Annotated in this window: 17 protein-coding genes and 3 pseudogenes; 11 read left to right on the top strand and 9 right to left on the bottom strand. The window is 58.3% G+C overall.

What is annotated here, in order from left to right; all coding sequences use genetic code 11:
- The first annotated feature begins 101 nt into the window (after nucleotides 1-101).
- Nucleotides 102-2,348, top strand: a complete 2,247-nt coding sequence (locus tag LRP30_RS33900; protein WP_249757635.1) for a hypothetical protein — start codon at nucleotides 102-104, stop codon at nucleotides 2,346-2,348.
- Nucleotides 2,349-2,593: 245 nt separating this feature from the next.
- On the opposite strand, the pseudogene LRP30_RS33895 reads toward LRP30_RS33900, so the two are convergent.
- Nucleotides 2,594-3,306: pseudogene (locus LRP30_RS33895) on the bottom strand (IS5 family transposase).
- A gap of 788 nt (nucleotides 3,307-4,094) precedes the next feature.
- Between LRP30_RS33895 and LRP30_RS33890 the strand changes: the two are divergent.
- Together LRP30_RS33890 and LRP30_RS33885 are read left to right on the top strand one after the other, a co-directional pair.
- A complete protein-coding gene (locus LRP30_RS33890) occupies nucleotides 4,095-4,427 on the top strand; it encodes a hypothetical protein (RefSeq protein WP_249757634.1) in 333 nt (110 codons plus the stop codon).
- A 962-nt stretch (nucleotides 4,428-5,389) separates the two neighbouring features.
- Nucleotides 5,390-7,138 carry an ABC transporter ATP-binding protein gene (locus LRP30_RS33885; RefSeq protein ID WP_249757633.1) on the top strand — a complete coding sequence of 583 codons (1,749 nt, stop codon included), beginning with the start codon at nucleotides 5,390-5,392 and terminating at the stop codon, nucleotides 7,136-7,138.
- A gap of 1,502 nt (nucleotides 7,139-8,640) precedes the next feature.
- Here LRP30_RS33885 and LRP30_RS33880 read toward each other — a convergent pair.
- Both LRP30_RS33880 and LRP30_RS33875 read right to left on the bottom strand, forming a co-directional pair.
- Entirely contained in the window at nucleotides 8,641-9,972 is a 1,332-nt protein-coding gene (locus tag LRP30_RS33880; RefSeq protein ID WP_249757632.1) for an MFS transporter, read from the bottom strand.
- A 413-nt stretch (nucleotides 9,973-10,385) separates the two neighbouring features.
- Nucleotides 10,386-10,546, bottom strand: a pseudogene (locus LRP30_RS33875) (transposase); the annotation flags it as partial.
- A gap of 885 nt (nucleotides 10,547-11,431) precedes the next feature.
- Here LRP30_RS33875 and LRP30_RS33870 point away from each other — a divergent pair.
- Nucleotides 11,432-12,127, top strand: a complete 696-nt coding sequence (locus LRP30_RS33870; protein WP_249757631.1) for a GntR family transcriptional regulator — start codon at nucleotides 11,432-11,434, stop codon at nucleotides 12,125-12,127.
- Here LRP30_RS33870 and LRP30_RS33865 read toward each other — a convergent pair.
- From LRP30_RS33865 to LRP30_RS33845, 5 genes and pseudogenes are all read right to left on the bottom strand, one after another.
- On the bottom strand, nucleotides 12,036-13,733 hold the full coding sequence (locus LRP30_RS33865) for an ABC transporter ATP-binding protein (RefSeq protein WP_249757630.1): 1,698 nt from the start codon (nucleotides 13,731-13,733) through the stop codon (nucleotides 12,036-12,038). The two genes, LRP30_RS33870 and LRP30_RS33865, sit on opposite strands and share 92 nt — an antisense overlap.
- Nucleotides 13,720-15,378, bottom strand: a complete 1,659-nt coding sequence (locus LRP30_RS33860; RefSeq protein ID WP_249757629.1) for an asparagine synthase-related protein — start codon at nucleotides 15,376-15,378, stop codon at nucleotides 13,720-13,722. Before LRP30_RS33860 ends, LRP30_RS33865 begins: the two co-directional genes overlap by 14 nt.
- Nucleotides 15,375-15,932 (bottom strand): lasso peptide biosynthesis B2 protein, encoded by a 558-nt coding sequence (locus LRP30_RS33855; RefSeq protein WP_249757628.1) that lies wholly within the window; start codon nucleotides 15,930-15,932, stop codon nucleotides 15,375-15,377. The genes LRP30_RS33860 and LRP30_RS33855 overlap by 4 nt, the downstream gene beginning before the upstream one ends.
- A 76-nt stretch (nucleotides 15,933-16,008) precedes the next feature.
- Entirely contained in the window at nucleotides 16,009-16,155 is a 147-nt protein-coding gene (locus LRP30_RS33850) for a hypothetical protein (protein WP_249757627.1), read from the bottom strand.
- 618 nt (nucleotides 16,156-16,773) lie between these two features.
- Nucleotides 16,774-16,959 (bottom strand): annotated as a pseudogene (locus LRP30_RS33845) (IS5/IS1182 family transposase); the annotation flags it as partial.
- Nucleotides 16,960-17,250: 291 nt separating this feature from the next.
- On the opposite strand from LRP30_RS33845, the gene LRP30_RS33840 reads away from it, so the two are divergent.
- Nucleotides 17,251-17,412, top strand: coding sequence for a hypothetical protein (locus tag LRP30_RS33840; protein ID WP_249757626.1), 162 nt, complete (start codon nucleotides 17,251-17,253; stop codon nucleotides 17,410-17,412).
- 399 nt (nucleotides 17,413-17,811) lie between these two features.
- Here the strand turns inward: LRP30_RS33840 and LRP30_RS33835 are convergent, their stop codons facing one another.
- On the bottom strand, nucleotides 17,812-19,179 hold the full coding sequence (locus LRP30_RS33835) for a hypothetical protein (RefSeq protein WP_249757625.1): 1,368 nt from the start codon (nucleotides 19,177-19,179) through the stop codon (nucleotides 17,812-17,814).
- 552 nt (nucleotides 19,180-19,731) lie between these two features.
- On the opposite strand from LRP30_RS33835, the gene LRP30_RS33830 reads away from it, so the two are divergent.
- From LRP30_RS33830 to LRP30_RS45105, 6 genes are all read left to right on the top strand, one after another.
- Nucleotides 19,732-20,643, top strand: coding sequence for a hypothetical protein (locus LRP30_RS33830; RefSeq protein WP_249757624.1), 912 nt, complete (start codon nucleotides 19,732-19,734; stop codon nucleotides 20,641-20,643).
- A protein-coding gene (locus LRP30_RS33825) for an IS5 family transposase (RefSeq protein ID WP_249757623.1) occupies nucleotides 20,582-21,333 on the top strand; the annotation gives its coding sequence in 2 pieces (ribosomal slippage) (nucleotides 20,582-20,912 and nucleotides 20,912-21,333; 753 coding nt in all). Before LRP30_RS33830 ends, LRP30_RS33825 begins: the two co-directional genes overlap by 62 nt.
- Before the next feature lie 643 nt (nucleotides 21,334-21,976).
- Nucleotides 21,977-23,365 (top strand): extracellular solute-binding protein, encoded by a 1,389-nt coding sequence (locus tag LRP30_RS33820; RefSeq protein WP_249757622.1) that lies wholly within the window; start codon nucleotides 21,977-21,979, stop codon nucleotides 23,363-23,365.
- Between the two features lie 58 nt (nucleotides 23,366-23,423).
- Nucleotides 23,424-24,386: a sugar ABC transporter permease gene (locus LRP30_RS33815; RefSeq protein WP_249757621.1), complete on the top strand. Its 963-nt coding sequence runs from the start codon at nucleotides 23,424-23,426 to the stop codon at nucleotides 24,384-24,386.
- Nucleotides 24,387-24,396: 10 nt separating this feature from the next.
- Nucleotides 24,397-25,257: a carbohydrate ABC transporter permease gene (locus LRP30_RS33810; RefSeq protein ID WP_249757620.1), complete on the top strand. Its 861-nt coding sequence runs from the start codon at nucleotides 24,397-24,399 to the stop codon at nucleotides 25,255-25,257.
- The gene (locus LRP30_RS45105; RefSeq protein WP_256477637.1) at nucleotides 25,254-25,757 is read left to right on the top strand and encodes a PfkB family carbohydrate kinase; all 504 of its coding nucleotides are present in this window, start codon (nucleotides 25,254-25,256) and stop codon (nucleotides 25,755-25,757) included. Before LRP30_RS33810 ends, LRP30_RS45105 begins: the two co-directional genes overlap by 4 nt.
- Nucleotides 25,758-25,807 lie beyond the last annotated feature (50 nt).

The raw sequence follows: 25,807 nt of genomic DNA, 5'->3' as shown, positions 1-25,807 counted from the left end.
GCTTTCTTGTGCATCCGGAAGAACGCTCTTGGTCAGCTAGCCGTCAGCCAGGCGGTCTATCCAGAGAGGCTGCGCATTCTCGACTTTAGCGGAGATAAAATATGACAGGCATTGGCCGAGCTGGCACATCGCAGGTTGGGGCCGCAGGAGCCGACAGCACCGGGCAAATGAGCAGTGCCAGCCTTGAGCCCGGCCTCTTCGCTGGGGAACGCAGTCGTTCCTTCGACGCCGTGGTGGAGCGGATGCGCTCCGGACCTCAAGATAGAACTGCGGCGCTTGCGAACCCGCCACCAACTTCGGATGTGGCGGCGCCAACGCGGGATGAGATCAAGGCAGCAAAGCGAAAATTGGGCAGCCTGCTTGAGGAGTTTGAAACTTGCCGTCAAGCGGCCATGCGCGCCCGGAACTTGCCAGAGGCGCAAGAGCTGATCGATCAAGTGGTCAAAGCAGGCTCAACAGTTCTGGAGTACTACGCGAATTTGCCCCCCAATCTGGCGCGTCGCATTCTGCCCGACGATCGGGCTCGCCGGCTACGCGACGACACGCTGGATGCGGCGAACCAGTGTAACGAAGTGGCCACCAAGATTATCTACGCCCTGGAGAAGAGCAGAGAGAAAGCAGCGGGCTGGCTCGAGAAGATCAGAGACACCGCTACGCCCGACCAGCTAAGCCGCGTGGTTGCAGGCGTGGCGGAACACTATGGGGCCTGCATGGAGTGGTGGGGAAAAAAGGCATTGCGCTCGGAGCGGATGCAGTCCGTCTGCGCGGCTACTGCCGACTTGCCAAGCAGCACGCCCGAGATGCGCAACGCCGAAGAGGCCGCACTAAGGCTGCATACCGGCTGGGCGCTCAATATGAAGTGCTTGTATCTGCAATCGCGGATCGCTCTCGCGCAGCTCTTGATTAACTCGCAAGCGAGCACGTTGGAACCAGACGTGCGCGGCGCCCTCATGGACGAGAGCGGGCGGGTGCGTCTGCTCGGGACCTTCATCGAAGATGTTTTTCCGGCATTCGTCTCGACCGCCGAGGCCGTTCTGAACAGCAACGGGGCGTCGCTCGACGTTGAGCATCGCGCCGTTTTGGAAGGAGTCATGGAGCGGCTTTCGGAATTCGCATCGGGGGTGAGCTCCATGGTCGCCACGCTGAGGGCGGCCGGAACGGGAGCTGACCTTCCGTTGCAGTTGCTGGACGAGATCGTGGAAGGTGCGTGGCTTACGGCGAACGAAGTCATGCGGCTGTTGGCAGTGCAGCCACAGACGCCAGCCACGATTGAACCGCCGGCTTGGGCTGCGCTGCCGGAAAATACTGCCCTCGTGGGCGAAGGCAGTCCAGCGCGCAGAAAGGGCAAGGGAAGACGCGCAGCGGCCGCAGGCGAGGGGAGTTCGACGGCCCGCCCGCCCGAGCCGCAACTCGCAAGACCCGATGCCGCCACGGCCCCGACAGGCAAGGTTATCGTGCTCTCGGATCTCGGTACCAAGAAACTCGCGACCGCGGAGGAGGCACGCGCGAGGGCGTCAACCTCTGCCACCGAGCACCTCCAGATGTGGCAGGCTCCGCCCTCCAGGAAAGCCCTGGCGGGATTGCTCGAGCGACTGGACGAGCTGCTGCAGTTTAATCTGCCGGCTCAGCAAAGCGCCGTCTCGCAAGCGCGCCAGATGAAGCCCGAGGACGCCGAACACGTCTTGGACCTCGTCATTAATCGCTTGCAAACGCAGGCCGCCGAGATTGAGGCCTGTGTAGCCGCGCTGGAGGAGCCTCGCCGACGTGGCCTGCTCACGGCTGCGCAAGTGCCCGAAGTGCACGAAAAAATAGTCCGGCTCAAGGGGATGTGGTCCGAGGTGCAGGGACAGGCAAACTCATTGAACGCTCGAAAGGCAGCAATCACGAGCGATTGCATGAAGACCTATGCGTTTCCGTCGCAAAAGTACCTTGAGCAGTTGCGGGCGGCGGGGGAACTGGCTTCAGTGGATCCACCGCGCGCCTTGAAGGGAGAGCCAGGGACGCTGTTCGAGATCAAGCTGCAGCCCAGGGCGCTGCGCGGTGGCGCGATGCCAAATCCGATGTGGGTGCACATCCATACCAAGCGGCCGGTACATGCCTGGCAATTGGCAACGCTCGGCGATCGTGAATTCGCCGCTTGCCACGTAAAGTCCGACCAACAGCGCGGCTACAATCAGCACTGGCAGAGCGCTCGAGCCGCCGAGGGGCACGAGAACATCGTGATCCATCGCGGCAAGCTCACCCCTGCGTTCTGTAGGTCCTTGTTGAGCACCGCCGGTGGCCGCCATCCGTGGCACCCCCTTCCCGATCCGGAGGTGTCGGCGCAGATGGCTCGACTGGGGATCTAGTGAGCTGGTTGTCTTGCGGCAGTGTGCCGTTCGGTGGCAGCTTCATGCCTCCGGATCGGCTCGGCGGATTGCCTGAGCAGCATCGTTCAGGCTCCATCTCGCAACAGGATGGAGCCCGGGGAAGAGAACACGCACCACAGAGGCTTGTCAGCCGGCGATCCGCGTCGCCGACAAGCAAGCTGCCATTACGAGGCGTGGCGAAGATCGGCGCTCGGGCGAGAAGCTAGACTAGGGTCTGTTGAGATTCACCTGGAATGGATGATGGCGGTGGCGAGGTAGATCATTGCCTCGAAGCTGCTGTCTGTCTTGTCGCACCGCATCGCTACCCGTTTGAATTCCTTCAGCTTGCCGAAGAAATTCTCGACCAGGTGGCGCCATTTGTACATGTCCTTGTCGATGTCCAGAGGCTGGGCGCGCCTTTGATGCTGCGAGATGACGATCTTGGCCTTGCGTGCGTTCAGCTCTTCGATAATCCAGTTGGAATCAAAAGCCTTGTCGGCGATCAAGCCGCCGAATTCGAGGTCCTTGATCAGGGGCGCGATGCCGACGGTGTCAAAGCGATGGCCGGGGAGCAGGATGAACCGCACCAGGTTCCCAAGCGCGTCTGTCAGCGCGAGGATTTTGGTGGTCCAGCCGCCCTTCGACTTGCCGATGGCCTGACTTTTGGTCCCCCTTTTGCGCCCTGCGCATGGCGGTGAACTTTGACGATTGTCGCGTCGACCATGGCGAACTCCATATCCGGATCATCCGATACAGCATCGAAAATCCGCTTGAAGACGCCGGCCTTCACCCAGTCGCGATAGCGCTTGAACACTGTATTCCAGTTGCCGAACGTTGGCGGCAGATCTCGCCATGGGCTACCCGTGCGGGCGATCCAGAGCACAGCTTCGAGAAACAAACGGTTGTCACCACCTGTGCGGCCGGGGTCGGTGATCTTACCCAAACAAAGCGGCTCCATCTTCACCCATTGAGCGTCCGTCAAAACGAATCGGTGCATTCCAAACTCCTTTCGGAGCTTGAATCACGGACGTTCCAATCTGTGAATCTTGAATCTCAACAGACCCTAGGCCACTGAGTGCGGCAGGCGGAGAAACATGTGCCTGATGCCGGCGGCGATCCGCTCGGATGTACCAGCGCTTTCGCCTGTCTGCCCGCCGCGAACTGGCCGCAAATCCTCGGCGGAGCTTGCGCGTGGTCCGGATGCAGGGGAGCTGAGCATCCCGGGCGCTTTGACGAATCGAATCGGGCGGTACACAACAACGCTGCCTGTTTGCTACTCTTGCATAAGGCTACGATGGCCCCAGCATCCCACCTCCATGGCCCCCGGAAGATGCTGGGGCTCGTCGTTCTTCGTTGAGCGCCTCAAGCCGAAGACGTCGGAGCTGCTTCTCTTCAAATGACAATGGCGCCGAGCGCCGCCGAGAAAATTCCGTACATGGGCCTATGGTCAGTCATGTCCCTGCTTTCTTCAGTCGCCATCACGAGCGACCAACGGTGGCATCGCCGGAACAGTAGGCGGTGTCTCCGCAGCCCGATCAGCTTGGCGGGGGCTGTCCATTGAGTCATGGCGCGAGCTCACGACAGCAATTCAAATTCTGGGTCTGAGCGATCTTTACAGCTCGAGCCGTGCCCCCCAAGCACCCGGTGCATCACGTCGCTTTTGATCTCCCGGGCGATCTCGTTGACAAGTTGAGTTCTCGACCATAACGGCCTTTGCAGGTTCCGAGCGGCTTAAGATAAAGCCATATGGTGATGTCCGAACTTATCCATTCCGTAGATAGATCAAATCAAGAAAATCAATTTTACCACTTGCAGCTTCGTCATATAGACGTCGAGGACGGCTGGGGCCAACCTAGGGAAGCGATTTCTCGAATGAAAAGATTCGTGTTTGTGACTACGAGCGCCCTCGCGCTTGCAATGGCGGCGGTGCCGACTTTTGTTGCAAAGGTTGCCGCGCAACCGGCCACCACCAAGGTGCAGGTAGCGGATACGTCATATCCCCAGTGCGCGGATGATCCGTTGGATGGTATTTGCGACCTGTTTTTTTGTTTGACCGATCCGTCGTGCGTACAACACTGAAAACGGAAGACAATCAAGCAGAGAATGAGGATCGAGCCTCGTGCGGCCGCTTGCTCCGATAGCGGCCGCATCCTCTTCTCGTACGGGTACACTGCCAGATGGAGCAATCCGCGCCATCGTCTTCTGTAAGAGGATCTGAGCGACTGCTCACTAACATCCAGTCGAGTGACGATCGCCAATCGCGCAAATGCTCAATCGGCGTAGGTTAAGTGAACGGAAAAGTCGTTTTTTGAGCAGCGACGCTGCGTTCCGACCCGAGCCCCTGCACGATGTGCAACTGGTCGAATTCTCAGGATAGATGCTTTTCGATACTACGCCCGAAAGCATCCATCGGCTCGATGTTTCGGTTTTCGGACGTCATGGCTGTCGTGCTTTGCTTTTTTTCTTCAGGCGAACGGGCGTGGGGGCAAGAAATTCTGGCAAGATCGTGCGGACTCGTCGGAACCCGAGAGCCCCGTATGATGCACGGTTCACGGCGGTGCATCGCGGGGCCGTCAACCGCGAGCAATCGTGGGGCGGCGAAAGTGTTTCAGATGCGTCGCCGGGTCGCTCGCGCTCATTGACCGCAAAGTGTCCAAGCTAGATGAATGATCGGGTGAAGAGGTAGCTTCTAGCGTCGCGGCTCCGCCCGCGAGTGCCCCTCCGCTGAAAATGTTCCTTGATGTCTCTTTCCATCGGGTCGACTAACGTGAACGCCCAATTTCATTCCTTCTCCGCCCGTAACGCCTGTTCCGACCCGTACTTCTCGTGCTGTCGAGCTAGGCTCCAGAAAATGACGGATAGGGTGGCGCGGCAGCGGTTTCGAAGCCACAAAATATGATTTCTCATGTGAGAAGACGCACGGCAACCTACTAGGGTTGGTGAGTTGATGGCGGTGCTGGACCGATTGATTTGAAGCCAAGCAATGGTACACAAAAGTAAATTCCGGCGAGCTTGCATGGAGCGTCTTTATGTGAGCTCGCATGGAATCGAAACCGTGCGAACAAGACTATGTCGGCTCTTTCAGCCTAAGCAAAGCCCATTTACTCGATCCGCCGCAGGTCATGTCGAACGACAGCACGTTGTCACCGATTTCCGAAATTTTGCATGCGTACTGGCGGTCTGATCGGTGGTTGCTTCTCGTCGTTGTCGCAGTGGCGCTGATCTCCAGCGCGAGCAGCGTCGCAGCGCCCTATGTATTTTCGTGTCTCATTGACCGTCTCCCGCGCGAGGGAGACATGTCGGTGCTTGCGTGGGGGTTCGCTGGCTATGCGGTCCTGCTCGGCGTGGCCTCCGCATTGCAGCGCATGCTCCAGTATCTCTCCTTTATGACAGCCGAGAACCTGGGCTTCATCGCTGCAACAGGCTTCTTCGATCGCATCCTGAGGAAAACCGCGGCATTTTTTCTTGAGCACAATCCAGTGGAGATACAGAGTGCGGCCGCTCGCGGGCGTAGCGCGCTGACGGCGTTGCTCCAGCTTGTGACCATCGTCTTCATCCCTGCTGCAACGCAACTTCTACTTACGTTCACTACTCTCGGTGCGCGCCTCAATATCCAGATTGCTGCAATCGTTGTCGTCTATGGGGCAGTCGCGATTACATTGACGTGGAGTTCCACGCGTCGGGCGTACGTGTTCCTGAATGGGGCCAGCGAGGCCCGACAGGAGAATGAGCGTTTCGTTGGCAACGTCATGAACGCCATGGACACCTTGCGCTATTTCGGCAGTCATACCTGGATGAGCCAGCGTTTTACGATGAAGGCGCGGGAGGTGCGTGATAACTGGCGATCCTATGTGTTGCAACGCCTTGCCTACATCGCCGTGCTCGGCCCAGCCGTCGCGCTACAATTTGCGGTCACGCTTTTCCTTCTTATACCTGAATACCAGGTTGGGGCGGTCACCATCGGGGATATGGTGCTATTCAACACGCTTCTACTCCAGCTCAATATGCCATTCGAGATGGTTGCGCGAGCGATCTCTGACGTGGCGAGGTCGCGAGCCGACCTCATCCCTCTAGCGAGACTGTGGGCCGCCCCCGAAGAGCGGCGAACATTTCACGCTCATGATTTTACGCCCTCCGCTGGCCAGCTATCTTTCGAGGGCATTGGTTATGCCTACGACAACGGTCGTGGCGTTACGAACGTCTCGTTTATGGCTGGGCGCGGCGGGATCACCTTCCTTGTCGGTGAATCCGGATCGGGAAAGTCGACAATTTTTAAGCTCGTCTTGAAATCGATTGAACCAGACTGCGGTCGTATTCTGGTAGATGGAACCGATATAGCGGGGGTCGATCGCGCGGATTGGTATGCCGCAGTTGCTGTCGTGCCGCAGGACGTGATGTTGCTCAATGAGTCGCTGGCCGACAACATCCTACTAGGACGGCCCCGCAACGAGGTGCGCCTTCGCGCTGCCTCGGAAAAAGCCGCTATTCTCCCCTTTATCGAGACTTTGCCGGCAGGATTTGACACAGCCGTTGGAGAACGCGGTTTGAAACTTTCCGGCGGGGAGCGCCAGCGAATTGCTATTGCCCGGGCGCTTTATGGCGAGCCGGCGATCCTTCTTCTCGACGAGGCCAGCTCGGCGCTCGACGAACAAACCGAGCGGGACATTATGGACCATATGCGCGCTCTAGCCAAGGATGTGACCGTGTTGGCGATCACTCATCGCAAAGGCGTCGTTTCTACAACCGACGTCGTGGTCGACCTGACCGACTGCGGCTTGTCAGTGACATAGGCGAAGTGAATGAACAGCCCGGGCGTTGACTGTCTGCACTTGAGGTTGCATTCCTGGACGAGATGCTTTCGCAGGTCACGGAGCTACCCAGGCGTAGAGACGATCCTCGGCGTCTATGACGGAGTTCGCGACCCCTGCTCCGGTGGATGTGAAATATTCTAGGGCGCCGATTACTAACATTCGATCCCAGGCGGCAGGGACAGGCGTGCGATTGGCGATCGGCCGACTTGCTGTCGGAACAGGCTCTTCTTGAATTCAGGCTGCCCTAGACCGGAGTTCTGCATAAATGCGCCGAGATTGATGAGTTCGTCGACAAGGCAGCATCGACAAGCTGGCGAAGCGAACCGCTCGCGAGATCAGCAATCGGCAGGCTCGGAACGCCGCAGCCGAATTGAAAAGGAACAGCTGCGCCGAGAGGCCGATCGTCTGCGGGAGGAGTCGGCCAGGTAAAGGGATCGAGAACGGCGCGAGAAGGCGAGGGCGAAAGCGCAGGCGGCGCTGCGCGAGCGCGAGCACACAGAAAAGCTTGCGGCCATCCAGGCCAAGATCGAGGCTCTCGAGAGCGCTCACGGTCCGAGGACGAGCATTGGGAAAAGCAGCGCCAGCCTGCAGGCCGCTCTGCGGCCCGCCCGGGAATAGGCGGCTCGCGACCAATTGACCGTTGCGCTTCCTCGCGCAAGAATTCAGCTCCCCCGTCCTGAAAAGAGTTGGATATGAGGCGCACTTCTGTGAAGGATGTCCGAAGACGTCAGATCGACATTCTCGCAATCGCCTTCGTTGGAAGAAAGATTGCGGATGTAGCGCGCGCAGTGCGAGAGTGGCCGGGTGCTGTGGTCACTGGTTCGATAGCTCCTGTTTTGGCGCATATGCTGCAAGCGCGCTTCAGTCGCGTCCGATGAAAAGAATCGTCGATCTTTGGCTTCCATTTACCTGGCATCAGTTCAGGGACGAAGTGAGAAGCGTCTGGCGCGGTACTTACTGATGTCGCAGGCCGGCGTAGCGTCATAAATGCAGTCTGCTAGCCGCCATCGATCATTGGGTCAGGTCAAGTGGTGCGGCCTATACCTGGCCGGCCACTACGGATCTCACGATCGGGTCGCTGGCTTCAGGGCCCCTGGAGGATCGTGGTGTGTACGATTGCGCGCCGCCCGTGCAGTCAAGTGGGCGTCGTAAGCCTTGGTCTTGCCTGCTGTGAAGGGCCCTGCGGTCTCGGTACCAAGCTTAGATATTTTGCGCCACTCAACTTTCTTCTTCATTGGTCGGCCGGGGCCGGGGGTGGAATTGAAAGCTCAAGGTCCTCTGGGGAAGATTTCTCCGTAGGCCGCGCTTTCTTGGGCCGCTTTAGGCGCTCTTGGATCTTGGCGGTGGCTGGATCCGGACACAACTATGTTTTCATGGCTTCCTTCAGAGCGTCGGCGCCGCGGCGACGTACATTCTGGGCGGCCCGCGCGAGGCAGCGCGCGATATCATCCGGAAGGGCCCCGTGATCACATTATCCGGCGCTATGACGGGCTTTTACTTGTGCGCCGCGCTCTAAATTTGAGTGGGGCCGTCTCCGGCATCATGAGCATGGCAAAGAGCCCGGCCGCGCCAGCAACAAGCATGTACCAGGCGGGCGCGAGCGCGCTCCCGGTAAGGTGGATCAGCCAGGTGACGACTGGTTGAGCTGTGCCTCCGAAAATCGCTATCGCAAAAGCGTAGATCGTTGCGAAGGCGCGACCACGAATGTTCTTGGGCAAACCTTCGGCCATGCTCACATAGAAGGCGCTATACGGAATCGTTCCGATCAGGGTAAGCGCGCCGAGACCTCCGAGAAGTGCGAGGGCACTGCGGCTCTCTGCAATCCACAAGAATACCGGATAAGTCATCAGCAATGCAGTGACCTGCGGCCATATCATGATGTGCCGACGGCCTGCGCGGTCGGCGAGCCAGCCGCCCAGCAGTGCGGCAGCAATTCCTACCGTATTGCTGACGAGCGTAGTACCAAAGGCGAGAGGCGCGGAAACGTGCAGGGTGTTCAGCGCATAGGTGGTCATATATCCCGTGACATAAGTAATGATCGTGCAGCTGGCCAAGATGACAAAGCCCAAGCTTATGATGCGGCGAGCGGCAGGCGATCTCCCTACAGGTTGGATGACCAGAGCTGGCGTCTCGGGGCGGTGCAACGTTTCGGGCAGGGTGCTCCGCAACCAAAGTCCGAACGGTAACGTAGCGGCGCCGAGCAACAGCGCGATTCGCCATCCGTACGCATTGAGTGCCTCGCTCGTCATGGTGAGGGAGAGTATTTCTCCAACGAGCGCTCCGGCCGTCGCGGCGATCTGTTGGCTGGCGGGTTGAAATGAGACAGCAAGACCGCGCCCTTCGCTCGGGGCCGCTTCCATCAAATACGCGGTCGTCGGACCAACCTCACCGCCCAGCGCGAAGCCCTGCACTAAACGTGCGAAAATAACAAGCAGCGGAGCTGCAATTCCAATTGTCTCGTACGAGGGCGTAACAGCCAACAACAGGATCGCGGCGCTCATCATGGCAAAGCTGGCGGTCATCGCGGGCCGGCGCCCGGCCCGATCCGAATACGAGCCGAGCACGATGGCCCCGATCGGTCTGGTCACAAAGCCCGCGCCGAAGGTTGCGAGCGACAGCATGAGGCTGGCGAACGGGTCGCTTGCCGGGAAGAACGCTTGGCCGATCTGGATCGCGAAAAAGCCATAGGTCCCGAAGTCGTAGAATTCGAGAATATTGCCGATCGTTGCACCCAACACGGCGCGGCGGGTCAAGCGTTGGTCTGCGGCATCGAGGACCGAGTCCGGCGTTTCCTGACTAAATTGCCTGGCCATCCTCGATCCGTGTGAAGCGCGATCGCTGGCCTGAACATTTCGACCAGTCAGGCCGCGCACGTTGGCACTTGCCGCACACGTCTTTACCTTGATGACCTGGCACGGCCAGTGCGCCAGTCCACATGTAGACTGAAGCATTGTCAGGACGAAGCTCATGATAACGTGTGCAATAAAAATGCCAGTCTCTTGCGACCCCATTGAACCCTTGAACTGATCGCGGCCCTTGCCAGCAAAGACAAATAAGAGAACCCGCTGCAGTTGTCGCGCGGCCCCAGACATTGCGCTGCTGTGCAGTGGCGGGTTTGCGACAAAATTGGCGGGCGCCGAACAGGTGGCGCCTGCTCTGATCTTGCGATCGCAGCCGTCAGGAAGCAATCGGCGACGACTCCGCACCAAAGGTGCGATCGGCCAAGCTCGAGCTGCTTCAACCGTCGCATCTCGGTCGGCAGCAATCCGTGGTACTTCCTTTTCCAGTTGAAATAGATCGCCTAGCTGACTCAGGCCCTGCGGCAGATCTCCGCAACCGCAACCGCTTGAGAATGAACGCCTTCTGGGAAAATTTTGAGGCCTTCATCATCTGTCGCTCCTCCCAGCCGAGAGGATTCGGCGGCGAAAACTCCAGCCAAAAATGTCCAGTTTGCCGGCCTCAGATCACTTGAATCGCACGCAGCGTCAAGTTGTATCTCAGATAGGTGAGGACGGTCCCCGACCACGCGAAGGCTGTCCAACGACAAGGATTGCAAATGTCTCAAACTTAGGCTCACGCCGCGGGAATCCCGTTATCAGCGAAAAGCAGGGCGGTTTGGACGGTCTCAACGCTCTTCATTAGCAATGGTGGCGGTGTTGTTCACCCGATGCAAGTTCCTTCCGCCTTCGCGGCATTCCAAGCAGTGCGGGATCGAACAGCTGGTTTAGTCCGCACATTGCCGAGCCATTTGGAATATCTTCAGCATCTTCGGCGAGCGAGGAACTGAACTGGACTCCTGATTTTCGACCAGCGGATTAGGTGGTGCGGAATGCCGTTCCATTTTGACAACGAGCGGACCATGAAAAGGAACGGCGGAACTCAATCTGTCAACGCCACCCGGCTCGTTGGTCATGATCACGGAGGACCGCGAGTGCCGACGCAACATCATGAACAGCGAAACCAACATATTGGCGCCGACGTTGGCAATAGTGGCTGCGACGCTGCTTCTTTGCGCGAGTTGCACAATAGCAGAAATGCCGCTCGATCATCGCCTCTACCCGTTCCGACCGCCTATTCCGCTTTGGACATACCCACGTCGTGCTCGGCGGCAGAGCTTCGTGGCCCTGGCGGAAGGCCTGCCATGGCGGCCTACCCCAGTAGCCATTTCGCCACGCACCGGACCGCGCATGGCTTCCGGGGCGGCATGAGCTGTGCCAAGAGGTGAGGCCCACTTGGCCGCCTCAGTCAGGACGGTTGAACGGGCGAGTAATCATGGCTTTTGAGACAGAGCATCCGGTATTCCAGGCCTTGCGCGAGCGCCTACTGCTGGGCCATTGGCTGCCCGGCACAGCCTTGAAGCCTGCCGACATTGCCGATGAGCTTCGCGTCGGCATTTCGCCCGTACGAGAGGCTTTGATACGGCTGACTGAGCGCGATGTGGTGCAAAATGTCGACCACAAGGGGTTCAACGCCCGGCCGATCGACCCACACCAAGCCATCCTGTTCTGCAATATGCTGTCGCAAATGTATGTCGATAGCATCAGCGATTTCACCAAGGCGAAGCTAATTGACGAAGTGGCGGCAAGCTTCTGCGGTGAAATTAAGCCCATTTACGCGAGCAATGAGGATCCCGCCAAACTCTTCTTGAAAGTAGGCGAGTGCTATCGGCGCGCGTTGCTGGTCAAACAGCATCGCCACATTGCGGATCACGTCGCGGACGTCGTTTATGTCTACCTTTCACGCGCAATGGGAACGCGTACGTACTACAGCGATTTGCTTGTCGAAAGCCAAAGTATTAGTGCGTTGATGGTAGAAGGGCAGCATAAAGCCGCAGCCCGTGCCATCCAGGACTTTTTCAGACGCCGGGTCACGGAAGTTATGCGAGCACATGCGAGGCTCTCGCGGATGCCGACCACGACAAATCTAGCACGTAGTCATGTGGACTTATCACGCCCCGGCGATGCGTGATTGCTATGATCGTCGTGTCCGACGCGAGTTGCCGAAGTTCGTCGAAGATTCCGCGCTCGGTCTGCTCGTCCAGTGCGGAACTGGCCTCGTCGAGGAGCAACAGCCGGGGCCTTGCGATCAGTGCACGGGCGATCGCAAGGCGCTGCCTCTCGCCGCCGCTTAGCAATTGACCCCGCTCGCCGACCCGGTAGCCCAAACCGTCCCGCAAGGAAGTCACCTTATCAGCCAGATGGACGCATTGTAGCGCGTGGAACACGTCCGCATCGGAAAACGGGCGGCCCAGCAGAACGTTTTCGCGGATACTCAGATTCATCATCATGGGCTCTTGGGGCACGTAACCTACGTGCGCCAAGTAATCTTCCGGATCGATCGTGGCCAGGTCGAGGGAGCCAACGCGTACCAGGCCGCTGTAGCCATGATGCATTTTTAGCAGGAGTTGCATAAGCGTCGATTTGCCAGCGCCCGACCGTCCGACGACGAAGTTGATCACGCCGGGCTTGAACTCGCCCGTTATCCCAGACAGAAGCGGCGAGGCGGCTCGCTCGTAACGAAACGAAAGCGCGCTGATGGAAATGGTGATTGAGCCCGATATCGGCATAGTACGCTTGAGCATAGCGGGTCGTGCCGCTGGGGCATGTGCATCAAGCAGCGCCTGCAGCGGCCCGGTCATGCCACGCGCAACGATGATGTCCCGAATTGACATGCCGATAAGCTCGAAGGGCCGGTTCAGTTGAACCAGGATCATGCTCACCATGACGAGCCCACCTATCTCGCCTGACCGATCATAGAGCCACAGCGAAAGTCCCAAGATCGAGGCATACTGAACGAACAAGAGGGTCGCTTGCAAAGCGCCATAGCGCAACCGGATGCTATAGAACGTGAGCCAGGCTCGGCGCGTGGCGGCGGTCTGGCGGTCATACAACGCAGCTATCCAGGGCTGAGCGCGGAACACCCTAATCGACACGATGTTTTCGATTGCATTTCCTAAAACGTTCGAGCCCTCGTTACTTGAGGCCTGCGCCTGAGCCTGATACACCTTTGTAACCGTATTGCTCTTCCACGTTATCAATACGAGGAGGGCGCCGTAGGCTACGACGAACAGCGCCACAAACCAATTGGCTGCTCCACCGACGGCAAGGAACGAGAACGCAACATCGGCGACCCCGCCCATCAGGACCATCAAATAGAGCTGGATGTAGATCTTATTGGACTGGTGCCAACTCTCTACCATTGCCGAAATCTTGCTCGGATTGTTTTGAGCAAACAGCGATCCCTCAGCGCTCACCAGAGCGGCCATGATCTTCTTGCTGGAGAGATTACGAACGTCCTGTTCGAGCCTGCTTGACAGAACCGCCTTGAGCTCCTGCAAGCACCGAGCAAGCGCGGCCGTAACGGCAAACAGCAACAACAAACTGAGCGTATAAAGCGGCGGCGCGCTGGCCAGCCGGGCGACGGCCCGTGAGAACAAGAGCGGCCCGGCGACCGTGCAGCCGGACGCTGCAATGGTCGTGAGCAGGAAGCCCGCGACAAGGAGGCGGGAAGATTGCAGGCTCGTCTTGATGATGTCCCATTGGAGCGGGGGCAAGAGCGGCTTACCCGAGTTCATAAAGATCCATCCAATCGGCAACAGCGCAGATACGAACGAGTGCAAACGCTGAGCCGTAAGACAAATTGTCGATAGCAGAACGGAGGAGATCGCGGGAGATCAAGCCGTACCGATACAATGCACTACGCTCGACACGTGACGCCAAGGCGCTATATTCGTACCGCATTAGCATGTCGCGCCCGGCACCTTTGCCAACCCGATGATAGATCACGTCGGGCAAGTCTTCCCGGAAGGCCTCGCGCTCAAGTGCACGATCAATTCCATTTGAGTGATGATGTCGGCGAGCCGTGACGAGACCTGCCTTGATGAGCGGCCAGAATACAAACGCCTTTCGCTCTTCTACCGCAATGTCTTGTAGTGCGATGCGATTGAGCTCCGCATTACGCATGCCGAAGAACTGAAACAGTCGCGACGTCGGCAGGTGGCGTAGGGACCTGGCGCCAGGTACGAGCTCTGTACGGATATCCGGCGGCACTGATGCGACAGGCGACTGCGGAAATCGAAGATCACCGAACATATGCCGGCGTAAGTCCCGGCTGCTCTGACCGGTGATCACGTCGCGAAGAACACGCCAGACAGACGCTCGAGCCTGAATCGCAAGGCCGGCGAGCTCGCGCAATGCCTCTCGTGGCGATCGGGATTCGGCAAGCAACTCTCTAGCCATCGTCAAGCGGCGCATTCTGAGAAATAGTTGATCGCCTCCATCTCCTGTGAGCACCAAGCGCGATCCTGCAGCCTGCGCAGCCTCGTGAAGTTGAGCCGTTGTGGCGATCGTGGCGGCTAGCTTACAAGGTCGCGGCGTTGGAGCCAGCAATTCTGACGATAGGTGGGTCATCGACGAGCGAGCATTTGCTTCGACATAGGTTGGCGCGCCGCCCACCTGCTCGGCTAGCGCGGCAAAAAAGAAGCGTTCGTCACCATTGACGTCCGTCTCTGAGTAGCTGTTCAGGAGGGAGAGGGGCCTATCTCGATGGAGGTCGGCCGCAGCCAACGCCACTACCGACGAATCAAGGCCCCCGGAACATTCAATGCTGAAAGCACCGCCATAGCGGCGCGTCTTGTGAGCGACGCTTGCCGAGATCAATTGGCGAAAGCTGGCCACGTCATCCTCGAAGGAGGCCGCCGACGCGTTGAGCCTGGCCACGGCGCCCGCCAGAAAATCGACTTGCCGAAAGGTGCCATTCGAGACGATGAGCGCCGCGCCACTCAGTAGCTCGAAAATCCCACACAACCCTGTTTCCGAGGTCAACCAGGACGCGTTGCATATCAGGCCGGTCAAATAGCCAAAGTTGAAGGTGCGGCGTTGCGCCAAGGCGGCATCTGGCAGCTTCAGTCCTGCCCAGCACTCAATCACATCATGTCTGACCTGGTAGAAGATGGGGATTTCCGAGAAAGCGGGGCGTACGATCGCGATGCCACTTGGCGCGCGAACAATGAAAGCCGCATCGCCAGCGTACCGCTCCTGCAGCAGAGCCACAATCTCCGGCAGAGACGTGCCTTTGAAGTGTGTTGGTTCCAATTCACTCGGCATGCCGGTCTCGGCGTCAACAATATCGTTGAGGACCGTAATTTCCACGCGGCCGTTTACAACGATGGTGGCAAGCTCCTTGGCTGAATCCAAGAGCGCGTCTGCATTGAGTCTCATTTCTCGAATCTCAAGATGACGCTGTAGTCCTCCACAGCACGCTTCGCGTCGTTCAAAATGAGGTCGCCAGATTGCAGCCAGGCGTGGGCTGTGAAAGGTGGCTGCTTCACACCCACGAGGAGCTCGAGCGATGCGATGTAGGGATAGAAAAAAAGATAGCCCCCCACGGAATCCTCAAGACAGCGCGGGCGGCGGAACCGAAGATTGCGCAGATGTTGGAATACGCTGGCGTAGTAACGGATTGTTTCGACTCCCACGGACACCGGTGCCGTACCGCGACGCGAGGCACGTAAAAAGTCGAGTTGACGAGCGATGGTCTGGCTGCGAATGAAGCGAGCAGCATGAGCCGCACGCGCATAGTGCCACACCAGATGGAGGGGTGGGAGAAAGGCTGGCGGTGAACTCAGGCAATCGCGCAACTTTGCCGTCGTCTCGGTTAGCCGTTCACGTTCCTGCGGACAAGCTACAGATGTGGTAGTCATGCTGTAACGATTGGATTGCAGGTCGAGGCTGATCCAACGCCCGTTAGACCACGCACGTAATATGTCGCTCACAGCAGCGATCCCTTGCCCACCGCGCCCTCAAACTGATGGGATGGGCCGAAGCCCCATCCCATCAAGACGGTCCGCGTCAATCGGAATCATCCATGTAATAATAATCGCCCGTGGTGTGTTCTGCGCGCCACGAGCCCCCAAAGCCTTTTGTGAGCTCGGTAGCGTCCCCGAGGTCCTGCACCGTGTCCTTGATAAGGGTGTCATTGATAGCGGTTGTATTCATCCACTTTCTCCAGAGTGACCGGCATATCGCCAGCGCGCGGAAGCTAACATCGTGATATAAAATAGGGCTTTTATTTTTTGAGTATTATGTCGATCGATTCGAAAAATAGTTTGACGTTGCGGAGGATGCGGGATTGGGCGACGAGGCAATTAGGTGGCGCGTTTGCGGCCAGCGTCCGGCGGACGATGAGTCAATCACCTATCATCATGCGTACCCTGAGCCTTCCAGGGTTAGTTCGAGAAGAAGGTTTCGTCGCCAGTTTTCATCAACAGTCGCGTCTTACGAATTCCGACAGGCGTTAACCGCAGGTCTCCCCACTCTGGCCCACAACATTGACCGTAGCCGCTGTTCGCAAGAGCTGGGGTATTCGGTCCCGATCGCCTGGCCTATTTGCCGAGTAGCCCCTTTGCCTGGCGATCATGAATCCGTTCCATCCGAGGGGGACAGCCATGATCTACGTCGGCCTGGATGTTTCCCTAAACTCCTTGCGATATGCGAGGTCGACGGGACCGGAAAGCTTGTTCTGCGCCATCGATTGTGGGGTACCTTGAGCCTTGGATCAGTCAAGTTGAGCGGGTGGCGCTGGAGGCAGGACCGACTTCAGAATGGCTGACGCGAATGGTACGAGGGCCGACCGGTGGCCGCCGCCTTCGCAACCTCAAAGCCCATCTCGGCCAAACCGAGCGCAGCGACAAATACGTCGATCACGCGAACCGGGTTGCTCTCGTCAATCAAGTCATCGAGGCATTCGGGCAGCAGTGTCCGCTGCCCACGATCTGCCTCTTCATAAAGAGCCTCATCAATTCCCCTAAAATCACAAGGGACTCGTAACAGCAGCCGAGTGTTTTCACTGCCAGGACCCGTTGCGGACATTAGCCGGTAAAGCGAGTCAGTAACGAAGCCTTAGGTTGGCACAACAGATGTAGCGAACTCCGCGTAGAGGGCTACCAACGTCATCGAAAGCGCGTTCGCGAGCGTGCGCCACCGCGCGCCAAGGAATGTCTATCGAACAAAGGGGATCTCTATCGAGCATTTGGCGGCAACGTCGGCGCAGCACTGGCTCAGCTGCGGAAGTCGTCGCTCGGCGCTAAAGCGATGGAGATCGTGCACGGTATCCCGACCACTGCTGATCTCGAGGACACGGCACTGATAGACTCGAGCCGGATCGACGACGCCGCTGCAGCCCGGCGTTGGCCAGAGGAGCTTTCTGCGGAAGGCGACGACCAGGATGTGTATCTGGGGCTGATGGACGACTAGACCGTCGTCATCGGCCTTGCAGCCAGCTCAGTCGACGGGGACCTCAATGGGGCGCGGGAAGCAGCCTCTTCACTCCGAGGATGCTTCCCTGATTTCAGGGCTTGAGGAGGCCCTCATCGGGCAATGCCGCCAAACGTACCGTCAAGAACACCGTAGGTTTCTTCGCAGCTTTGGCCGCTGGCTCTTCGCAAATGACAAACGGGCCATGGCTGTTCGGCTCAACGAGCGAGTCGCTGAGCGATGCTGCGCGCAAGTTCATCGGGACGGGTAGCGCTCAGTTGCACCGCCCGCCCCATTGCCAAGGTCGCAAGAGTCGCTGGAGCAATTTATCGTCCAATAACAACCCCGATATCAGAGCTATCTGGACGGGCTGCTAGCGTCGGGCGTGTTCCTCGGCGTCTACATTCGTGGATGATGGATGAGCCGAACGTCGTTGGGCCCTCCAGGCCCCAAGAGGGCGGTGTAGCGCTCGCCGCGAATGTCATATTGTTTTTCCGGCTGCGCCGTGTCCGGCAAGAGGCCCCAGCGGCCGAGCTTCGAGACCATCGTGTGCGGGGCGGGTTGGGTGCCGTGCGAAAAGCTCTCGGGAACGGCCCATGATGCAGCATAAATCTCGCGGACCGCTGGGGACGTCGTCTCAGCCCTGGAGGACGTCGGAGCGGCTTTTTCCGTCGACCGTCCAAGCCGCGCTTGCGAGGCCCGATTCGCCGGCTGCGCACTGGGCTGCGGAACGTCTTCCGGTCGAAAGCCGGGACGAATGGCAGCGCCTGGCGGATTGAGTGGCGTGCTTTGCCTCATCGCCGCCGCGGGCACGAACAGCGCGGTGTAGCGGTCAGTGTCAACCACGAAACTGTTGGGTCGGCTGTCCTGGCTCGGCGGGATGCTGCTACCTTCAAGCGCAGCCGACGCGTGCTGGTCGCCCTGCCGGAAGTTGAAGGGACGAACGACCACTCCTAAATCCGGGGTCTGCTGATGGCGCGCGGTTGGCTCGAGAGACGATGATGGGCCGGCGTCTTTCACCATCGCCCACAGCTGATCCTGATCGTAATCTTGCTCAGGAAGGACCAATGGCGAACCGACCGCTGGCCCGAAAGGCGACGGTGCGCCGGCGCTTTCCATCAGCACACGAGCCATTGAATTGCCCGGCTCGCTCAGCTGGCGCTCAATTGCATCCAGTTCCGCATGGCTTAGCGTCCTCTGCCTCTTCGCAGGACTCAACTGCCCGCTGTAATCCTCACCCATGAGGGCCGCGTGACTTGAAAGGGAGGCGCTCCCGGTCAGTTCATTCGGAGCCGGCTGGTAGCCGTCGCTCCAGTTGAAGTGACGAACGGGATCCGGTGTCTGGTGGTCGCGCGCGATTGGGTTGAGAGACGATGCTAGGATGGCTTCGCCCATCATCCCTCGCAGCGGATCCTGATCGTGATCTTCCGCAGTCAGCTCCTTCGGCCAACTCAAAGCTTCCTGCGGCGCGCTGTGCTGCGCAGCCGCGTCCCCGACGCGTCTGGCGACCGCGTCTTCGGGATGAGGACCGCGGGCCCTATGGTGCCCAAGTTCCAACGCCTCGGTGAGTCTGCGGTCTTCGTCAGACAGATGAGGATAGTAGCGATCTGGAGAAACAGGAATCCCTGCGACGACAGTGGTATCAAGCTGCGGCACTTCATCCAAGTACGGCTCAAACTCCGCTTGCTGCTGTTGCGGTTGTGGCACCGCGGCGTTGTAAGCAGCGAAATCTCGGTCGAATGGGTTGATGCTGTTAAATGGGTCCATGTCCCCTCCCGCTTTGAGTCGGTTCGCAATCCTGAGCAGATAGTGTCGCTCTCTGGTTCTCACTCTATTAGGATCAGCTGTCGACAAGCTGACGGGCTTAGAGACTTAAGTGAGCCATTGGCCAGCCCGACCGCCACACTCACTCGAGGAACGCGCCAAGGATGCCGGGATTGCTATTTTTCGGAAACACTAGCTGGGTAAGTCGGAGCCGGCACGAACAGATTCTATTTGTGGAGCTAAGTGGCTTCGTTCCGAGGCTCTGCGCGACTTCCAGCCGCGTGAAGGATGTGGGGTAGCACGGCTGTGGGCACTCTACCAGCGGCTGTGTGGAGCTACACAGCCGCAACGTTATCCCATAACCCATCAGGCGCGCCGAAGACGCGGGATTACCTGGCGGTACGCAGGTTCGTGGGACGCTCTCCCGCAGCGTCGGTAGCCGAGCGGGAAGCCCCCGAAAAGTTGGCGGTCGGTCGCATTCCTTTCCTCTTGTCAGCTTCTCGAAAGCCGCACCTGCCAAGATCAAACTGAACGTCCCATGCGCGAGGGGAATAGATGAATATCGATACACCGGGCGGCGCTATAAGCGCACAAACCAGCTCACCAGCACCCCCGTCGCCGGATCAAGCGGACTTTGAGCAGCAGCTGAGCGAACTGCGCTCACACCGAACATCAGATTCAGCTGCCGCTTCGATGGATTCCCGGATTGGATCACCCTCGACCGTGACGAGGGGCAATCGGAGAGCGTGCGCCATCCAGGAAAGCGAGCGGTGCCCGGCCGCATCCTTCGTCAGGGGGCGCGCCGAACTTGCCGCATCGCTAGCCGGAGCGAGCGTTAAGGCGCTGAAGAACGAGATCAAACTCGCTGCGCAGCGAGCCGCACAGTGGCCACGAACCACCGGATCTTCTGCCGGCAGTGTCGACGTCGACCGCATCTTCGACGATGTGGTGGCATCATCGTATCTGCCGCTGCACCGTTTTCAGAACGAGGACATCGATTGTGAGCCCATTCTAGACGAGGAGGTGAGTGCCATCGCGCATGTGCGTTCCCTAGCGGCTTTGCGTGCTCAGGCTAGCCCGCATGTTTATAAGGCTGCTATCTGCTCGGACGACGAAAGGGAGGACGAAATTGATATGGCGCGCCTCGCGGCATGGCACACGAAAGGCGTTACAGAGAGTGCTTTTGTGTCATTGTCCCAGACCCCCTCGCGACTGCTCCTTTCAAAAGACCACAGCGAGAATGGCGCGAACGCGATTGCAAAGAACGCTAAGAAGCTGCACACTTATACGGTACCAAGCGTCACCGCCTGGCCGATCAAAAAGATCAACGATATTCTAGGGTCTGTTGAGATTCAAGATTCACAGATTGGAACGTCCGTGATTCAAGCTCCGAAAGGAGTTTGGAATGCACCGATTCGTTTTGACGGACGCTCAATGGGTGAAGATGGAGCCGCTTTGTTTGGGTAAGATCACCGACCCCGGCCGCACAGGTGGTGACAACCGTTTGTTTCTCGAAGCTGTGCTCTGGATCGCCCGCACGGGTAGCCCATGGCGAGATCTGCCGCCAACGTTCGGCAACTGGAATACAGTGTTCAAGCGCTATCGCGACTGGGTGAAGGCCGGCGTCTTCAAGCGGATTTTCGATGCTGTATCGGATGATCCGGATATGGAGTTCGCCATGGTCGACGCGACAATCGTCAAAGTTCACCGCCATGCGCAGGGCGCAAAAGGGGGACCAAAAGTCAGGCCATCGGCAAGTCGAAGGGCGGCTGGACCACCAAAATCCTCGCGCTGACAGACGCGCTTGGGAACCTGGTGCGGTTCATCCTGCTCCCCGGCCATCGCTTTGACACCGTCGGCATCGCGCCCCTGATCAAGGACCTCGAATTCGGCGGCTTGATCGCCGACAAGGCTTTTGATTCCAACTGGATTATCGAAGAGCTGAACGCACGCAAGGCCAAGATCGTCATCTCGCAGCATCAAAGGCGCGCCCAGCCTCTGGACATCGACAAGGACATGTACAAATGGCGCCACCTGGTCGAGAATTTCTTCGGCAAGCTGAAGGAATTCAAACGGGTAGCGATGCAGTGCGACAAGACAGACAGCAGCTTCGAGGCAATGATCTACCTCGCCACCGCCATCATCCATTCCAGGTGAATCTCAACAGACCCTAGAGCGTGGGCATGCTCCCGGAGATGAGGAGCTGCGAGATTGGTTAGGGGGAATACCGAGCGAGGAGACCGAGGTCCTGTTTCTGGGCGGCAATCTAGCTGATTATTGGACAGCCAGCGTGGATAATCCGAACATGGCTAGCACACCGCAAGATCGTACGCCGATCAAGAAAGCAAGGCTCAACTTCGATACGCCCGAGATGATGACGGACTCTCGAACTCATTGCCCCTCGGATTCCGGCCACTGACCCTCTCAGTCCTGACGAGCTATCGACTGCGGTCGAATCGGCCGGGACTGGCGCCCCTGCTTTCTGCTATTTGGAAGTCAAGCGTGCCGGGCGCATGCGCGTCCGGTCCGAAGGCCGCGCCCCTCGTCAGGTCGATAGCCAAGTCAGCGAAAGCGATCATGCTTCGCCGAGAAGGACGTGTTTCACGAACCCGACCGTGTGCTGTCTTACCTATCAGGTGCATCGTCGGCCCCAAGCGTGAATTTGGATCTTACCCAATGTTACCCAACGTTGGTTTGAAAACCGCCTCAAGGTGGAAAAATGACGGATTAGCATCCCTGCACCGCGGCCCTGGAAGAGGAGGGCGCGTGGATTTACGGGCCAAAGAGCCTAGAGGAGGGAATGATGACAAGGAAGCTCGCCGCTTCTCGCGGTTATTGGATGAGTTTTGCCCGAAACGTGCTCATCTGTTCCACGCTTTTGGCTGGAATGGCCGTGGTCTTCACCCAAGCCAAGGCGGACGACATCAATTGGCGCCAGTTTGAAGGCGCCTCGATCGTCTGGGCCTATGACATTCATCCGTATGCCGACGCGGTCGCAGCCCAGTTGCCGGAGTTCGAGAAGCTCACGGGCATCAAGCTGACGCCCGAGCTTTATCCGGACGATGCCTATTGGAATAAGTTGACAATCCAGCTCAGTACCAAGTCACCGAGTTGGGACGTCGTGGGGACGGGCATTCAACCAGCTTGGGATCTTGCGCCAGGTCAACTGCTTGAGCCGCTCGACAGATATCTGAACGATCCGAAACTCACGGCGGCGGGCTACGACTACCAGGATTTCTTCCCTGCACTTCGGGATGCGCTGACCTGGAAGGTCAAAGAAGGGCAGATCGAGCCGGGAAGCGGACAGGTCTGGGCCATTGCGCATGGCTTTGAGAACATCCAGCTGTTCTACCGCAAGGACATCCTCGACAAGTACGGCATTAAAGTCCCGACGACTCCGCCGGAGATGTCCGCCGCCTGCGAAAAACTGAAGGCCGCGGACCCCGCGATCACACCTCTGGGCGTGCGCGGCGTGCGATTTTGGAGCAGCATGCACACGGCTGCGATCTCGATTGCCAGGTCCTATGGGGTGCATGATTTCGTTCTCAAGGATGGCAAGGCGGACACTGGCCTCGACTCGCCGGAGTCGATCGCGTTCCACAAGGACTATGTGGACATGATCAAGAAGTGCGCGGCTCCATCCTTTGCCAACGACAATTGGTACCAGGTGGTCGATGGCATCAGTTCGGGACGGACGGCGATGGCGATCGATTCCAATATGTTCGGTTTCTGGAATGACGTGGCCGGCAAGCCCGGTTCGGGGAAGATCGCATTCGCGCCTCCGCTGCACGCCCCGAACAGCAAGAATTTCGAATCCAACATCTGGATCTGGTCTCTTGCGATGAATGCCGCGTCAAAGAAGAAGGGGGCAGCCTGGCTGTTCATCCAATGGGCAACGTCAAAGCAGGTCGGACTGAACGGCGCCGTTGCCGGCAAGCTCGTTAACTCTCCGCGTGCCTCTACCTGGAGTGACAAGGCCTGGCTCGAATATGCGGCAAGACCAGAGTTCAACAACTTCGTGGACACGTTCAAGACCGTGCAGGACAGAGCGAAACTCGCATTTACAGCTCGTGTCGGCTTTGCAGAAGCAATGAATGCTTGGGCCGTCGCGATGCAAAAAATGGTCAATGGAGCTGACGTGAAGGCCACGCTGGCCGACCTCGCCTCCGAGATCCGCTCGTCGATGTGAAACGCGCCTGGGGCAGCGAGCATCATCGCCGCCCCCTGCATTGTAAAGACGAAGTGAGATGGACATTCCTGGATCCCACGGAATAGTGACGCTACAGTCTTCGACCAGTCAACTTGCCTTGTCAAAAGACAAGGCGGTCAGGAGCGCGCAGGATTCGCGCCTTGATTGGTGGAGCATTGCCGCAATCACCCCTGCTATCATCGTCCTTCTTGGCTTTCTTTTCCTGTTTTTGTATGGCGTCTTTCAGTCTCTGACCGATCTCAAGTTCGGTCGGCCTCTCGTCCACTTCATCGGCCTCAACAACTACGCGGCATTGATCAAGACAGGAGATTTTTGGAACAGCGTTCGTGCCACTCTTGTTTACGCCGGATCGGCGGTGCTTGCGGAAGCTGTATTCGGTCTGGCGCTTGCCAAGCTGTTCGCGACTGACGTCTTCCTTGCGCGTGTGATGCGGCCCGTCATTCTCTTGCCGCTCGTCCTGCCTCCGATGAGCGTTGCGCTCATGTGGACGACAATGATGGACCCGCAAAACGGGATTATGAACTACCTGCTCTCCCTTGCGGGCATAAGCCGATTTGCATGGATTTCAGATCCAAACACCGCGATGTTCTCGCTCGTCCTTATTGACGTCTGGACCTATACGCCATTCTTCGCGCTAATCATCTTCGCCGGTCTCCAGGGCATCAATGAAGAGATCAAGGAGGCCGCGCGTGTAAATGGCGCGAAGGCGTGGGCAACCTTCCTGCACATCGAGTTTCCGCTGATTGCGCCATACATTCTGATCGCCGCAGTGTTTCGGCTGATCGAATCCCTCAATCAGTTCGACATCATTTTCGGGACAACGCAAGGTGGGCCTGGGAATAGCACCTCCGTACTTTCGGTGCGAGCTTACATTACCGCGTTAGAGAACCTCGCCTTTGGGCGTGGTGCCGCATTGATGGTCGTCAATTGGATGATCGTGTTGATCGGAACGTTTGCCCTGGTGAAGCTATGGCGCTTCGTTCGGCAGCGCGTAAGCTGAGGATGCAATCATGCGATTGAAGCGCTCGACCTGCACCAATTTGCTTCTGAACCTGCTCGTCGGCATTTGCGCATTGATCCTGGCCTTTCCACTCGTCTGGATCGCGATGACCTCGCTGAAGCAGCAGGCTGAAGTGATGACCTGGCCGCCAACCTTCCTGTTCGTGCCGACGCTGGAAAATTTCCGTGTCCTGTTTGATGTCACCCAGGCCGGAGCGACCAGCTATGGCACCATCAAAGTCGACTTCTTAACGCCGATCACGAACAGCGTCGTCATTGCGGTGGGCTCAGTAATCATCTCTCTGCTCATTGGGGTGCCAGCCGGCTACGTCCTAGCCAGGCGAGACATACCCTTCAAGGAAGACATTGCCTTCTTCATTTTGGGCTTCCGCTTTGCCCCGGTCCTCTTGGTCGTCATCCCGCTCTTCAGCGTCTTTCAGACGATCGGATTGTATGACACCTATATCGGGATGATCTGGGTCTACCAGGTCGTTACATTGCCGATGATTGTTTGGCTGAGCCGCTCCTATATCGAAGACATCCCAAAAGACATAGAGGAGGCAGCCGCCATGGATGGGGCCAAACCGGTTCGAGTCGTGGTGCACATCGTGCTGCCGCTTTTGAAGCCGGGCCTCATCGGGGCATCGTTGCTCATCTTCCTACTCGCTTGGCACAACTTCGCCTTAGGTCTGATGCTCAGTTCGACCAAGGCGCCGGTAACGGTGGCTCTTCTCAAACTGCTAAACCCAGGCGTGCAGTTCTACCCGGTCATGGCCGCAGGGCTGGTCGTGACGATGATCATTCCCGTCATTCTGATCGTGATCGGTCAGCGTCATCTTGAACGCGGCCTAACCTTCGGTGCCGTAAAATGAGCGTCAGGCCATTGATGTTCTTCGGAACGACGAATCTCGATCTGTGCTTCAATATCGAGCGGCTTCCAACGCCGGGTGAAAGCCTGATGGGTACGGTGACCCGTCACCCTGGAGGAAAGGGCGCGAACCAAGCCGTTGCTGCCGCCCGGCTCGGCCTGGAACCACACTTCTACACGCATCTCGGTGATGATGGTGCCGGTCAGTCGCTTTTAAAATCGCTTATGGAAGCTGGCGTTTGCACTGACGCAATCACGGTCTGTGCAGGCGAAGTCTCGGGCTTGGCCTTGGTTATGGTCGCTGACGACGGCTCCAACATGATCGTCATAGACCCAGGCGCCAATTCCAAGGTGGCGCCGGACATGATCGAGAGCGCAACCAAATTCATAGAGCCCGATACAATCGTCGTCGCCGAAATGGGTATGCCGATAACTGCGCTCAATCGACTCTTCGAGCTGAAGCGTAAAAAAGGCTTCGAGCTTATTTTCAATCCGGCCCGGTAAGACCAGGTCTTCCATCGGCTGCGTGGAAAAGCGTTGATTTCGTCACGCCG

Source organism: Bradyrhizobium sp. C-145 (genome assembly GCF_023375135.1).
Classification (GTDB): domain Bacteria; phylum Pseudomonadota; class Alphaproteobacteria; order Rhizobiales; family Xanthobacteraceae; genus Bradyrhizobium; species Bradyrhizobium zhanjiangense.
Note: the sequence above shows the minus strand (reverse complement) of the source record. Positions and strands in the feature narration are given on the sequence as shown.

Excerpts from the sequence above, each read along its gene's own strand:
- LRP30_RS33865 (WP_249757630.1), bottom strand. The coding sequence starts at position 13,733 with ATGAACTCGGGTAAGCCGCTCTTGCCCCCGCTCCAATGGGACATCATC.
- LRP30_RS33880 (WP_249757632.1), bottom strand. The coding sequence starts at position 9,972 with ATGGCCAGGCAATTTAGTCAGGAAACGCCGGACTCGGTCCTCGATGCC.
- LRP30_RS33830 (WP_249757624.1), top strand. The coding sequence starts at position 19,732 with ATGAATATCGATACACCGGGCGGCGCTATAAGCGCACAAACCAGCTCA.
- LRP30_RS33890 (WP_249757634.1), top strand. The coding sequence starts at position 4,095 with ATGGTGATGTCCGAACTTATCCATTCCGTAGATAGATCAAATCAAGAA.
- LRP30_RS33820 (WP_249757622.1), top strand. The coding sequence starts at position 21,977 with ATGATGACAAGGAAGCTCGCCGCTTCTCGCGGTTATTGGATGAGTTTT.
- LRP30_RS33870 (WP_249757631.1), top strand. The coding sequence starts at position 11,432 with ATGGCTTTTGAGACAGAGCATCCGGTATTCCAGGCCTTGCGCGAGCGC.
- LRP30_RS33810 (WP_249757620.1), top strand. The coding sequence starts at position 24,397 with ATGCGATTGAAGCGCTCGACCTGCACCAATTTGCTTCTGAACCTGCTC.
- LRP30_RS33850 (WP_249757627.1), bottom strand. The coding sequence starts at position 16,155 with ATGAATACAACCGCTATCAATGACACCCTTATCAAGGACACGGTGCAG.
- LRP30_RS45105 (WP_256477637.1), top strand. The coding sequence starts at position 25,254 with ATGAGCGTCAGGCCATTGATGTTCTTCGGAACGACGAATCTCGATCTG.
- LRP30_RS33885 (WP_249757633.1), top strand. The coding sequence starts at position 5,390 with ATGGAATCGAAACCGTGCGAACAAGACTATGTCGGCTCTTTCAGCCTA.
- LRP30_RS33840 (WP_249757626.1), top strand. The coding sequence starts at position 17,251 with ATGGAGATCGTGCACGGTATCCCGACCACTGCTGATCTCGAGGACACG.
- LRP30_RS33860 (WP_249757629.1), bottom strand. The coding sequence starts at position 15,378 with ATGAGACTCAATGCAGACGCGCTCTTGGATTCAGCCAAGGAGCTTGCC.
- LRP30_RS33815 (WP_249757621.1), top strand. The coding sequence starts at position 23,424 with ATGGACATTCCTGGATCCCACGGAATAGTGACGCTACAGTCTTCGACC.
- LRP30_RS33900 (WP_249757635.1), top strand. The coding sequence starts at position 102 with ATGACAGGCATTGGCCGAGCTGGCACATCGCAGGTTGGGGCCGCAGGA.
- LRP30_RS33835 (WP_249757625.1), bottom strand. The coding sequence starts at position 19,179 with ATGGACCCATTTAACAGCATCAACCCATTCGACCGAGATTTCGCTGCT.